At 61.9% G+C, this 12242-nt stretch carries 11 protein-coding genes and 1 pseudogene; 8 read left to right on the forward strand and 4 right to left on the reverse strand.

What is annotated here, in order from left to right; genetic code table 11:
- Window positions 1-245 precede the first annotated feature (245 nt).
- Together TRIHO_RS15675 and TRIHO_RS15680 are read left to right on the forward strand one after the other, a co-directional pair.
- Window positions 246-513, forward strand: a pseudogene (locus tag TRIHO_RS15675) (transposase); the annotation flags it as partial.
- Window positions 514-596: 83 nt separating this feature from the next.
- Entirely contained in the window at window positions 597-3077 is a 2481-nt protein-coding gene (locus TRIHO_RS15680) for a response regulator (RefSeq protein WP_068245678.1), read from the forward strand.
- Between the two features lie 69 nt (window positions 3078-3146).
- Here the strand turns inward: TRIHO_RS15680 and TRIHO_RS15685 are convergent, their stop codons facing one another.
- From TRIHO_RS15685 to TRIHO_RS15700, 4 genes are read right to left on the reverse strand one after another with little or no spacing between them, the layout of a single operon-like run.
- Window positions 3147-3953, reverse strand: a complete 807-nt coding sequence (locus TRIHO_RS15685) for a heme ABC transporter ATP-binding protein (protein WP_068245679.1) — start codon at window positions 3951-3953, stop codon at window positions 3147-3149.
- Window positions 3950-5038, reverse strand: a complete 1089-nt coding sequence (locus tag TRIHO_RS15690) for a FecCD family ABC transporter permease (RefSeq protein WP_068245680.1) — start codon at window positions 5036-5038, stop codon at window positions 3950-3952. Before TRIHO_RS15690 ends, TRIHO_RS15685 begins: the two co-directional genes overlap by 4 nt.
- A gap of 3 nt (window positions 5039-5041) precedes the next feature.
- On the reverse strand, window positions 5042-5893 hold the full coding sequence (locus TRIHO_RS15695) for a heme/hemin ABC transporter substrate-binding protein (RefSeq protein WP_068245687.1): 852 nt from the start codon (window positions 5891-5893) through the stop codon (window positions 5042-5044).
- Window positions 5893-6948 (reverse strand): hemin-degrading factor, encoded by a 1056-nt coding sequence (locus tag TRIHO_RS15700; RefSeq protein WP_068245690.1) that lies wholly within the window; start codon window positions 6946-6948, stop codon window positions 5893-5895. Before TRIHO_RS15700 ends, TRIHO_RS15695 begins: the two co-directional genes overlap by 1 nt.
- A gap of 254 nt (window positions 6949-7202) precedes the next feature.
- On the opposite strand from TRIHO_RS15700, the gene TRIHO_RS15705 reads away from it, so the two are divergent.
- From TRIHO_RS15705 to TRIHO_RS15730, 6 genes are read left to right on the forward strand one after another with little or no spacing between them, the layout of a single operon-like run.
- Window positions 7203-9197: a TonB-dependent receptor domain-containing protein gene (locus TRIHO_RS15705; protein ID WP_068245693.1), complete on the forward strand. Its 1995-nt coding sequence runs from the start codon at window positions 7203-7205 to the stop codon at window positions 9195-9197.
- Window positions 9198-9213: 16 nt separating this feature from the next.
- On the forward strand, window positions 9214-9663 hold the full coding sequence (locus TRIHO_RS15710) for a hypothetical protein (protein ID WP_068245696.1): 450 nt from the start codon (window positions 9214-9216) through the stop codon (window positions 9661-9663).
- Window positions 9660-10340, forward strand: a complete 681-nt coding sequence (locus TRIHO_RS15715) for a MotA/TolQ/ExbB proton channel family protein (RefSeq protein WP_068245698.1) — start codon at window positions 9660-9662, stop codon at window positions 10338-10340. Before TRIHO_RS15710 ends, TRIHO_RS15715 begins: the two co-directional genes overlap by 4 nt.
- Entirely contained in the window at window positions 10340-10738 is a 399-nt protein-coding gene (locus TRIHO_RS15720) for a biopolymer transporter ExbD (RefSeq protein WP_082705162.1), read from the forward strand. Before TRIHO_RS15715 ends, TRIHO_RS15720 begins: the two co-directional genes overlap by 1 nt.
- A gap of 3 nt (window positions 10739-10741) precedes the next feature.
- Entirely contained in the window at window positions 10742-11137 is a 396-nt protein-coding gene (locus tag TRIHO_RS15725) for an ExbD/TolR family protein (protein ID WP_082705163.1), read from the forward strand.
- A complete protein-coding gene (locus TRIHO_RS15730; RefSeq protein ID WP_068245699.1) occupies window positions 11134-12216 on the forward strand; it encodes a TonB family protein in 1083 nt (360 codons plus the stop codon). The genes TRIHO_RS15725 and TRIHO_RS15730 overlap by 4 nt, the downstream gene beginning before the upstream one ends.
- Window positions 12217-12242: the final 26 nt, after the last annotated feature.

The raw sequence follows: 12242 nt of genomic DNA on the forward strand, positions 1-12242 counted from the left end.
TCGTCAGGCTCATAACCTGAAGGTCGTAGGTTCAAATCCTACTCCCGCAACCAAATAACGCGTACCCTCGCAAATACCCAAGCCCGCCCCCAAGGCGGGCTTTGTTATGTTCAGCATATCCAATAGCTTGCCACCTACCTCAAGCGCGTGATGCTTCGCCTCTGCGCCCCAGGTCACGTGTGACGTGCTCCCCTGAAATGTCCGCGTTTTGAAGGTAACCTGTTCTCCAAGCGAGGAGACAGACGATGCGGAAAAGCCGTTTCAGCGAAGAGCAGATCAGTGGCATCCTGAAGGAGCACCAAGCCGGAAATGGGGGCGAAGGAACTGTCCCGGAAGCACAGCATCAGCGATGGCACTTTCTACAAATGGCATTCGAAGTATGGCAGCATGGAAGTGTCCGAGGCCAAGAGGCTGAAGGCTCTGGAGGTCGAGAACGCCAAGCCCAAGAAGATGTTGGCCGAGCACATGCCTGATGTGGCAATTGGCGGCCCGGTCATAGGGCTAAAAGCGATGGGTTAACGGCACAGGAATGTTTGTCTGCGATACAGCGGGTAAGTGGTTTTATAGAATCTCCTAGCGAGGTGGAGGTGTTTGACGTGCCCAAGTTGGTCCGGGCTTTGGTTCAAGCTGTTGGCAATCGCACGTATTTGCCGACGTGGATTGCCTTGCTCGTCGTGATCACCGCCCTGCTGTTTGCCGAGGCGCAGAACAGAACTATTCACATGCAGCGGGTTCGGGCGGATGTCCTGAATGAGGCGGGCCTGATCCGGTCCCGTCTTGAGGGGTACCTGAACGCTGATATTCAGCTCGTCAAAGGGCTTGTGGCCGTTTTGACTGCGCATCCTGAGATGACACAGGACCGGTTTAGCGAAATCGCTTCTTATGCCATCGAGAATAAATCAGAAATACTGAATATCGCGGTGGCGCCTAATCTAGTCGTCGAGATGGTGCATCCCTACGAGGCGAACAAAGCGGTTCTGGGTCTCGACTATAAGGAAAACGATGCACAGCGCGAGGCGGCGCTTCGGATGCGCGACAGTGGCGAGATGGTTCTGGCGGGGCCTGTGAACCTTGTCCAGGGGGGGATCGGGTTCATCGGGCGGTTCCCGATTTTTGTCGGTCACGGGGCCGAGCGTCAGTTCTGGGGCATGGTTTCAGCTGTTATCGATGCGGCGGCCCTGTACCGTGCGGCCGGCGTGATCGGTGAGGAGATGACGCTGGACATTGCTCTGACCGGGCGAGACGGCACCGGGGGGCAGGGGGGATTGTTTTTTGGTGATGCGGAGATCTACACCCAGCAGCCAATCATGATGGATATTGCTCTGCCGACAGGCGGTTGGCAGATGGCAGCCATCCCCAAGGGGGGCTGGCCCGAACAGCCCCCGAACCTGTTGCAACTGCGGCTGATCCTGATTGTCGCCGGGATCCTGATCGTGGTGCCGACGTTTATTGCCTCGCATCTTTCTGCGATCCGACGACGCACCATTCGGACGCTGCGGAAACGGGAACAGGAGCTCGAACACAAACAGGTTGAACTGGAGCAGCTTTCGACGGTTGCGCAAAACGCCTCGGACAGCATCGTGCTGACGGATGCGAATGCCCAAATCATATGGGCGAACGAGGCCTTTTCGCGCATGACCAGCTACACGCTGGCCGAGGCGATGGGCAAATCGCCGGCTCAATTGCTGAACGGTCCGGAAACGGACATGGATACGGTCCGCGCGATTGCTGAACATTTGAAGCAGGGCAAACGCTACCGCACCGAGATCCTGAACTACACCAAAACCGGTGAGATGATCTGGGTCGACACCCATTTGGTTCCGGTGCTTGACGACGCCGGCGACGTGCGCATGGTGATCGGCATCGAACGGGACGTTACCCAGTCAAAACGCCACGCGGCCGAACTGGCGGAGGCCAAACGTGCAGCAGAACAGGCGGACCGGGCCAAGTCAGAGTTTCTCGCCAATATGAGCCACGAGATCCGGACGCCGATGAACGGTATTATCGGCATGTCGGATCTCCTGGCTGAGGCGGATTTGCCGAGTGAAGAGCAACAGCAAGTCGAAATCATCCGGACCTCCTCCAAGGCTTTGCTGAAGATCATCAACGACATCCTGGACTTGTCGCGCCTGGAATCGGGCAAGCTCACGCTTTCGGAAATTGATTTCGACCTGGAACAATGCATTGAAAGCGCCGTGGATGTTCTGCGGCCGGTTGCGCGAGAAAAAGGTCTGAAGCTGAACGTGACCTACGGTGACAACCTGCCACAACAGGTCCGTGCGGACGACGGGCGGCTGCGTCAGGTGCTGGTGAACTTGATCGGCAATGCGGTGAAATTCACTGCCAAGGGACGCGTCGATGTACGGGTGCTGCGGTCGGTGGGGGATCCGTACAACATCACGGTCGACGTTGAAGACACCGGGATCGGGCTGACCAGAGAGCAAAGAGACAATATTTTCGAACGGTTTTCGCAGGCGGATGCCGCGACGACGCGCGCTTTTGGGGGCACGGGGCTGGGCCTGACGATCTCGCGTTACCTCGCCGAACAGATGGGCGGTGGCATTGTTGTCCATTCGGCACATGGGCAGGGCAGCTGTTTTTCCCTGCAGGTTCAATTCAAGGCCGCCATTGGCGAGCGAGAGCGTCCGGACGGGGTGGAAGTCGCCGATCTGGCCCGGTTGCAGGGCCGCCGTGTCCTTTTGGCCGAGGACAACCGCACCAATCGGCTGCTGATCCGAAAATACCTGTCAGGATTGGCGATCGAACTGATCGAGGCGCAGAACGGGGTCGAGGCGATCGACCTCTGTGCCGCCTACGACCCCGATTTGGTCTTGATGGATATGTCGATGCCAGAGATGGACGGTATCTCTGCCACCCGCGCAATTCGGACGCTGTCAATCCCGCAGCCCCCCATCATCGCACTGACCGCGAATGCCTATGCCAGTGACCGGGAGGCCTGCCTTGCGGCTGGGATGAATTCCTTTTTGTCGAAACCGATCAACAAGAAACAGCTGTTGAGCTGCATGGCTTCTGTCATTGCCGACAGCGAGGAGGAGCGCAACGCGGCCTCTGCCTGACCGCTTGAGGCGATGCATGGGGCGCGAGAAGTCTGGGCCAAACCTTGGGTCTGCGCCCCCCCTGGGATGTCAGGCAGCAGGCGGGGCGGGGGCGGTCTGGCGGGCCGCCTGGGGCAGAACAAAAACGCCGGCGTTCTGCGGGACAACGCTTGTTCTCAGCGGGCAGCCGTAGACTTGCGACAGTCTGCTGTCTGTCAGGATCTCCGGGACCGGACCCGCGCCAGCCGATTGACCCGCGTGCATGATTTGAACCCGGTCGGCGTACATCGCCGTCAGGTTCAGGTCATGCATCACCGCGATCACGCCGCCGCCGTTCTGTGCGAAACGACGGGTGATTTCCATAACCGTCAGTTGATGGGCGATGTCGAGGCTGGAGACGGGCTCGTCGAGGAACAGCCAACAGGGACGCCCCTCGCGCAGCGGACGCCAAACTTGTGCCAGAACGCGGGCCAGTTGTACGCGCTGTTGCTCGCCGCCCGAGAGTTCCTGATAGAACCGGCCGGCGTAGCCGTCCAGATCCACCTGTGCGAGGGCTTCGAAAGGGAGATCCGGATGATTGGCATCCGGTCCGGCAGCCAGGCCGAGCCGCACCACTTCCAATACGGTAAAGGGGAAGGCCAGCACCGTCGCCTGCGGCAGCACGCCGCGCAGGCTGGCCAGCTCCCAGGGGCGGTAGGATGTCAGTGTCTGCCCGTTCAGCAAGACCTCACCGGAGGCTGGCTGTTCTCCGACCAGAACCTTGAGCAGCGAGGATTTCCCCGATCCGTTGGGACCGACAATGGCCGTTACCTCTCCGGCCTGGGCGGTGAGGCTGACATCCCGGAGGATGGATTTTTGCCCCAGAGTCAGGTTGATGTGGGTTGCTTGCAACGTCATTGATCCACCAGCCCCCGTCGTTTCAGCAAAATCCAAAGAAAGACCGGCGCGCCGAGTACGGCCGTCACGATCCCGATCGGCAACTCGGCCGGCGCAATCAGGGTGCGGCTGATCAGATCCGCGCCCAATAGCAGTGTCGCGCCCAGAAGGGCTGCATTGGGCAATAGCGTGCCATGGTCGGGGCCGGTTGCCAGTCGCAGGACATGCGGCACCACAATGCCGACGAAGCCGATGCCACCGGTGGCCGCGACGGCGACGCCGGTGGCCGCCGCGACGGAAAAGATCGCGGCGTTTTTCATGCGTTGCACCGGGATGCCCATATGGGCTGCTGCCGCCTCGCCCAGGGCGAGGCAGTTCAGACCATGTGCCAACCAGGTTGCTCCGGCGATGGACAGCACGATGACCGGACCGGCGATCAGAGATTTCTCCCAGGTGGCCCCGGCCAGCGATCCCATCTGCCAGAAGGTCAGATCCCGAAGCTGCTGGTCGTCCGCCATATAGATCAGGACGCCGGACACCGCCCCGGCCAACGCACCAAGGGCGATCCCGGCGAGCAACATGGTCGCGACCGAGGTGCGCCCGCCGCGGGTGGACACCCGATAGAGGATCAATGTGCTGCCCCAGCCCCCCAAGAAGGCCGCAGCCGGGGTGACATAGGCGCCAAAGAACTCTTGCAGGGCAACGGGCAGAAACCCGCCCAGAACAATCGACAGGATCGCCCCAAGGCCGGCCCCCGCGCCGACACCGACAAGGCCCGGATCCGCCAGAGGGTTGCGAAACAACCCCTGCATCACCGCGCCGGACACTGCCAATGCGGCCCCGACCAGCGTACACAGCACCACCCTCGGCAATCGGATATCCCAAAGGACAACACGTTCCATCATGTCGAGCGGTGTGCCGCTGGCCAGTTTCGCCAAGGCGCCCCAAAGCGAGGTCCCCGACGCCCCAAGCGCAAGGTTGATCACGATGGCCAGGGCCAGCAGACAGACCAGAACCAGGCTCAGCTTGCGGGCCTGTCGGCGGCGGTCGGGGATCTCGGCGCGCGATGCGCCCATGCTGCGATCCGTCTCGGTCAGTGCCACCATGGATCAGAGCGCCCCGTAAAGAGACTGCGCCAGCGTCAGGGCGGCCTGTGCGGTGCGGGGGCCGAACCCAAGCAGATAAAGCCCGTTCATCCGCACCACCGCGCCGGTTTTTGCCGCCGGGGTGGTGACAAGGGCCGGCATCGACAGCAGCTCGGTGTTTGAGGCCCCATGATCACCGCCACGATCCATCATCAGGATCACATCCGGTGCCGCCTGCGAGATCGCCTCGTCGGTCATCAGCTTGTAGCCTTCGAATTCCGAAAGCGCATTGGTGCCGCCGGCCATCCGGATGATGCCATCGGCCGCTGTGCCGGTGCCAGATGCCATGACGCGGCCACCGCGTGTGGATAGAATGAACAGAACCCGTTTGCGATCGTCTTGTCGGACCGAGGCAACCTTTGCCGCCACCTCGGTCAGTTCTGCCGCCACTTTGTCACGCAGCGCCCGCGCCGCATCGGGCCGTTCTATGGCAGTGCCGACAGCGTCGATTTTCGCGAGGATTCCGTCGCCGGTATAGGCGTCGGGTACTTCGACAAAGGGGATTTCGGCCTGGGTCAGCACATCTAGGGTTTCGACGGGACCGGCGCCGGCCTCCGCGATGATCAGGTCTGGATTGACCGACAGCACGCCTTCGGGGGCGAGGGCACGAATGTAGCCCACATCCGGCAAGTCCAGCGCCGGTTCGGGATAGCTGGAGGTGGTATCGCGGGCGACCAGCTTGTCCCCCGCGCCAAGCGCATAGATGATTTCGGTGACAGAGCCACCGATGGACAGGACCCGCTCTGCTGCTTGGACCGGGAGGGTGGCGACCACAAATGCGCCGGCGGCGAGGAGTGTGAAGGAGGGGTGCCGCATCAGACCAAGGCCTCGACCGGGCTATGCGGCAGCGCCGCGACGACCTCTTCCCAGGCGGGGCGGCTGTCTTGTGCGTCGGTCTTGCGCCCGAAAATCTGCAAAATGATGCTGCCCTCGGCATCAAACGCCTCGACAGAGACGGCAGGCCCGCGTTGGGTCGGCTTGGTCACCGCGTAGACTTCGGCGATGTGGTCGAGCCGCAGGTGCAGGTTGAACCGTGGGTCCATCACATTTTGCCAGGGCCCCATCGCCCGCAGGTGTTCGATCGGGCCGCCATGGATCTGGATGCAGCCCTTGTTGCCGACAAAGATCATGATTTCGGTTCCGGTGCCTGCCACCGCCTGCAGGGCCGCATCGACCGCGCCGGTTTCAAGCGGTTGCACGAAGGGTTCGCCGACGTGGCGATAGGCGCCAAGACGGTTCATGCGCAGCTTTGATGTGAGCCGCATGAACTGGTGGGTATCGGTCATGCGGGCCCATTCGGTGCGCAGCACATCCAGCTTTTCAAGGTTGGCCTTGGGGGCTTCGGGCGGCTTGCGCTCGGCCACGGTCTGTTGATCAGAGAGATCGCCGGTGGCGAGGGTGGCAACCACCTCGGCCCAGGCGTCATGGTTGGAGGTTTCGCGCAGGTGGATCTTGTGGACCGCGTCACCGGCGGCGTCAAAAACCTGAATGGAACGTTTGAATCCGGTTTCGGTTTCGCTCTCCAGGGCAAAGGCGCTGGTCCAATGCGACGGGAACAGACGCAGGTCGATTTCTGGTTGCAGGATCATCGCGGCATGGGGGCCGGAGCGGTAGTTGCCATAGTGACCCACCCGTTCGTGCACGCAGGAGGCGTTGCGGGTCAGCGCCATGACCTCGCCCAGGCGTTCGATCTGAGGCATCAGCTGATCGGGATGCGCGGCAACCCGCGTCACGCCCTGACCCACCTGCGAGGCGACAAGCTGTGCCTCCGAGATGTCATGGCTATCGCAAAAATCGCGAGCGCGAGCGGTGGAATTTTCTGCGCGCAGCGCACGGATTTCTTCCGGAGAAGTCACTTTGTCCTGGGCCATCAGGGTCCTCGAATTTCATGTTTGAGACAACTGCTGGCTTGCGACCCGGAGGGGAATGGCAGGCTGACGACCGGCGGTGGAGTATCCAAATGCTCGGCGGGATATTTCTTGACAGAATTAATAAATTAAATTAGGCGCCGCAAGAGAGAACACCCGAGCAGGCCAAACTATTCGGGTCAACACCAACGCCAGATACCAAGCCAGCCCCAAGGCGAGCATGCGGTACCAGCCTGCATCGAACTATTGGGGACATCATGAAAATCAATACATTGCGCAGGGCGCTTCTTTGCTCTGCTTCAGCTGCGGCGCTTGCCGTGACCGCCGGCGCCGGCTTTGCCCAGGACCTGGTGGATGAGGATGGGTTCCTCGGCTATCTGGTCCTCGGCAACAACAAGCGCGACGTGCAGACCGCAACGGCCGTCCCGGAAACCGTGATCAACGCCGAAGAAATCCAGGATCGCCAGGCCGGTAGCGTTGCCGAGCTGATCGATTCTGTCCCCGGTGTGACGCTGGTCAACGCGGGCACGCCGACGGGGGCGGGCATCAATATTCGCGGTTTTGGCGCGGATGGCACCTATGGGTCCAACCAAAAGGTTCAGATCCAGCTTGATGGGGCGTCGACCGGGTCCGAGGAACTCTACCGGATCGGGACGCAGCTATATACCGATCCCTCGCTGTTTCGCGAGGTGTCGGTGATCCGGGGCACCGTTGGTTCCTATGAGTACGGGTCCGGCATCATCGGCGGCGTTGTGCAGCTTGAAACCATTGACGCGGCCGATCTGACCGAGGGCGAAATTGGCCTCTCCGGGCGCCAGACGTTTGAGTACTATGGCAACGCCAACACGCGCATTTCGTCGACCATTCTTGGCTGGCAGCCGAGCGAGAATCTGGAATTCCTGCTGAACTATACCTACCGGGAACAGGGCAATTATTCGGATGGTGACGGCAATGAGATCAGCAACACCGGCTACAAACTGCCCTCATACCTGGCGAAGGCGAAATACAGTTTTGGCAACAACGCCAATCAGTCTTTGACCTTCTCAACCACGCATACCACGTCGGACGAGCAGGACGTTCCCTATGATGCGTTTGCCGGAACCGGTTTTTTTGGCAATGTGGATCGATATATCGAGACGACGACGACCAGCCTGAAATATGCCTATACACCGATTGGCAACGATCTGATCGACCTGACCGCAACGCTGTCCTATGCGGATCAATTCATCGAACAGGATGAGGTCGGCAACACGGGCTCGACCTTGCTGAACGCGGATCACCGCTATGAAACCACCAAGCTGACAGTCAAAAACACCGCGCTGTTCGACGCTTTTGGCCTGAGCCATTCCTTGCGCGCGGGCGGCGAGATTATCCGCAAGGAGCGCCTTGATGCTTCTTCAGCGCCGGGTGGTACGGACAAGCGGTTTGCCCTTTTTGCCATCGACGAGATGGATTTCGGCAATGGTCTGACGCTGACACCGGCGATGCGGTTTGAAACGCAGGACATCGAATCCAGCTCGGATGGCACCTATGTGTCGCAGGGCGAACGCTTCGACAACAGCGAACTGATGGGGGGGATCTCCGCGCGCTATGCCTTTGGCAATGGGGTCGCTGTGTTTGGCTCTGTGGCGTATACCGCCGGGCTGCCGATCCTCGACGATTTCGACTACGAAACCTATGCCACCTATATGACCCAGAGCGAAAAATCCGTGACCTATGAGCTGGGCGCCTCCTATGACCGCGAAGGGCTGTGGTCCGGGGACGATCAGCTCCGGGCCAAGGTCAATCTCTGGATGACCCGCCTGTGGGATTACACCTCCTCGACGGATTATCAGACCGTGGACCGGGTCAGCACCGAAGGGGTCGAAATCGAAGCCTCCTACAGCCATGGGTCGGGCACCTATGTGGATATGAACGCCAACCTGTCGAGCGGCGAATGGTCCTATGTCGATGGCACCACGGCGGATTATACCCGCATGCCTGCAAACAGTCTTGGCCTGACGGTCGGCAAGAAGTTCAATGACAAGCTGGACATGTCCTGGGAAGCGGTGATGACCAAGAATGTCAACGCCACCCCCGGCTATGCGGTACACAACCTGCGCGCCACCTATCCGATCGACACCTCCATGCTGAAAGAGGCCGAGATCCGGCTCGGGATCGAGAACCTGTTCGACAAGCAGTACACACCGCATCTGGCAACGCGTCCAGCGGCCGGGCGGAACATCAAACTGTCGCTGGCGGCGGCGTTCTGAACGCGAGGAGACACCCATGAAATACACCAGCCAGGTTCACCTACTCGCCCCAATCGCATGTGTTCTGACCTTCCTCGGGGGAATGGATGCGGTTGGGGCCGAGGACACCCCGCCACCGTTGGGCGTTGAGATTGAACTCAATGCGCTCGCAGATCAGGGGGGCGCGTGTCGCCTCTCTTTTCTGGCGCAGAACACCCACGATATGGATATCGAAGAGGCAGTCTTTGAGACCGTGCTTTTTGACCAATCCGGCGGGGTGATGATGCTCACCCTGTTTGATTTCCAAGCGCTCCCGACAGGGCGCCCCCGCGTGCGCCAGTTTGATCTGGCGGATGTGCAATGCGCGGCGGTTGGCCGGGTGCTGATCAACGGGGCCAGCCGGTGCCGGAGCGGCGGTCAAGACAGCCAGATCTGCACCGAGGCGCTGGGGCTCAGCAGCCGCACCAAGGTCGAGTTGCTGGGATGATAGATCTGACGACGATCCTGCCTGCGGCCCTGGCGTCGCTTGACGAAATCCTGACCGTCGGGGGGCCGGTTGTCGCGCTCCTGCTCGGGCTGTCAATCGTCAGTTTTGCAACCGTCTTTTACAAGATCTGGCAATTCCGGCGGGCGGGCGTTGGGCGCCATCGCCAGATCGAGAGGGCGCTGGTGGCCTATGAACGCGGCGATGCAAAGGCCGCCGGGGCGTTTCTGACCGAAAGCCGCAGCTACCTGACGCCGACCCTGGGCCGCGCGATCCGCGGTGGCGGCGCCCCTGCGGCGCTGTCAGACCGCTGCGATGCCGAGGCAGAGAGCCTTTTTCTGCGGCTGGAAACCGGGCTTGGGTTTCTTGATCTCGTGGCGCAACTGGCACCGCTCATCGGGTTGTTTGGCACTGTGCTGGGGATGATCGAGGCGTTTCAGGGCTTGCAGGCGGCCGGCACGTCGGTTGATCCCACTGTGCTGGCGGGCGGCATCTGGGTGGCGCTGCTGACCACGGCAGCCGGTCTGGCGGTCGCGATGCCTGTGGCGGCGGTTCAGAGCTGGCTGAGCGGACTGGTCGAACGCGATCGGGTCTTTGCCAACCGTGCCCTGCGAACGGTTTTTTCGCCGGACATCGCGGCGGATGGGGCGCACCCCTTGGCCAAACACGAGGCCGCCTGATGGCTTTGCGCCTGGCCAAGCGCCGGTCCCGTCGCCTGTCGATGACCTCGCTCATCGACGTGATCTTCCTGTTGTTGTTGTTTTTCATGCTGTCATCGACCTTCTCGCGGTACGGGTCGGTTGATTTGATGGCGGCGGAGGCCGGACAGGCAGCCGCCGCGACCACGCAACAGCGCCCCGTGTTCCTGAAAATCGGGCTGGACCAGCTGTCTTTGAATGGCGACGTTCTGGCCCTGGCCGATCTTGCCTCCCGGCTGACAAGCTTTGCGCCGGAGCAGGACAGCGGTGGCGTTCAGGTTCTGTTGAACCTCGAACCGGATGTCACCTCGCAACGGTTGGTGGATGTGCTGGCGGTCCTGCGCCGCCATGCGGCGTTTTCCGTGACAGTGCTGGGCTAGATCATGCTGGTGCGCCGCTCCAAACCCCACAGCAAACGCGAACCCACGATTGCCTTGATCAACGTGGTTTTCCTGATGCTTGTCTTTTTCATGGTGGCCGGCTCGCTGGCACCGACGATGGACCCGCGGGTCAGGCTGGTTCAGGCCTCCGATCTCGACTCCAGCCCGCCCCCGGACGCATTGGTCATCCGCGCGGATGGCAGTCTCAGCTTTCGCGGGGCGGAGCTGACGTCGCCACAGGCCTATGTGCGGATTGTGCGCGAAGAGGATGCGGATTTTGCGGCGCGGCTGGTGCCGGACAGGGACCTGCCGGCCACCCGGTTGATTGCGGTCGCGAAAGAGTTGCGCCGGCTCGGGGCCTCTCGCATCACGTTATTGTCGGAACGGAGTCTGCAATGATCCCTCGCTCGCCGCTGGTCGCTGTGCTTGCTGTTGGACTTGCGCTGGCCGCACATGCCGCGCTGCTGGTCGAGACGGATCAATCGACCGTCGAGATAGATGGCGGTGGCTCTGTCGCGCCCGCCGCGCTTGGCAACAGTTTCGCCGATCTGACACAGGGCATCCAAAGCCCGGTCGCAACCGATGACGCAGACGGGACGGTCCAGCAAGAGGCCCCCGTCGTCACTCCGGTGCAGCCCACAGAGCAGGCTCATCAGGCGATAGAGCCGCCGCCCAGTGTCGTGCAGCAGGTCGAGGTCGTGCAGCAGCTCGAGCCGGACCAGAACGCCAGAGCGCCCTCCGGTCCTGCGGCCATCAGCCCGGCACCGGTGGTCCGGGCGGAGGTGGTTGCGGTTTCCGAGGCGCCGCAGGTCACACCGGTCGAAACTGCTGCGGCCACGCCGAGTGCGGTGATACCCGTTGCGCCGCCCCCGACGGCAGCACAGGACCCGGTCGCACAGGCGCGTGTTCAGGCGCATGTTCAGGCCAGTGTTCAGACCAATCATCAGGCCAGCCCCCCGGTTGAGGCGCGTGCGGATCTGGCGCCGCAGCACAGTCCGCGCCCGGCGACGCGCCCCGAACGCCCAAAACCCCGGGAAAGGCAGGCAGAGGTCAAACCGGTTGTGCGCGCGGCCCCCGTCCAGCCGCCATCGGTGTCAGCGCCCGCGCGCGGCAACAGCAACCGAAATGCCCGGGCAGGGGCGGAGACCGGTGACGACGATCAGCCCGCGGCGCAGGCGGCCAGTGCTCAACCGGCCAAGGCATCCGGCGAAGGCAACGCGGCGACGGCAAATTACGCGGGCAAAGTCATGCGTCAGATCCATCGTCAACGCAAAGCCCGGACCTCGCTGAGCGGGGTCACCTATGTCCATTTCGTGATTGGGCCGGCGGGCGACCTGACCTCCTTGCGGATCGCCAAAAGCTCGGGCGCGGCGGCGCTGGACAAACTGGCGCTGACCCAGGTTCAGCGCGCATCGCCCTTTCCCCGCCCTCCGGCCGGGGCGCGCAGGGATTTTACCATCGGGATCAAGAGCGACTGATCGCAGGTCCGGGCGTTGCGTGAAAC

The sequence above is a fragment of the Tritonibacter horizontis genome (assembly GCF_001518015.1).
GTDB lineage: Bacteria > Pseudomonadota > Alphaproteobacteria > Rhodobacterales > Rhodobacteraceae > Epibacterium > Epibacterium horizontis.

Excerpts from the sequence above, each read along its gene's own strand:
- TRIHO_RS15685 (WP_068245679.1), bottom strand. The coding sequence starts at position 3,953 with ATGACGTTGCAAGCAACCCACATCAACCTGACTCTGGGGCAAAAATCC.
- TRIHO_RS15690 (WP_068245680.1), bottom strand. The coding sequence starts at position 5,038 with ATGGTGGCACTGACCGAGACGGATCGCAGCATGGGCGCATCGCGCGCC.
- TRIHO_RS15695 (WP_068245687.1), bottom strand. The coding sequence starts at position 5,893 with ATGCGGCACCCCTCCTTCACACTCCTCGCCGCCGGCGCATTTGTGGTC.
- TRIHO_RS15700 (WP_068245690.1), bottom strand. The coding sequence starts at position 6,948 with ATGGCCCAGGACAAAGTGACTTCTCCGGAAGAAATCCGTGCGCTGCGC.
- TRIHO_RS15705 (WP_068245693.1), top strand. The coding sequence starts at position 7,203 with ATGAAAATCAATACATTGCGCAGGGCGCTTCTTTGCTCTGCTTCAGCT.
- TRIHO_RS15710 (WP_068245696.1), top strand. The coding sequence starts at position 9,214 with ATGAAATACACCAGCCAGGTTCACCTACTCGCCCCAATCGCATGTGTT.
- TRIHO_RS15715 (WP_068245698.1), top strand. The coding sequence starts at position 9,660 with ATGATAGATCTGACGACGATCCTGCCTGCGGCCCTGGCGTCGCTTGAC.
- TRIHO_RS15720 (WP_082705162.1), top strand. The coding sequence starts at position 10,340 with ATGGCTTTGCGCCTGGCCAAGCGCCGGTCCCGTCGCCTGTCGATGACC.
- TRIHO_RS15725 (WP_082705163.1), top strand. The coding sequence starts at position 10,742 with ATGCTGGTGCGCCGCTCCAAACCCCACAGCAAACGCGAACCCACGATT.
- TRIHO_RS15730 (WP_068245699.1), top strand. The coding sequence starts at position 11,134 with ATGATCCCTCGCTCGCCGCTGGTCGCTGTGCTTGCTGTTGGACTTGCG.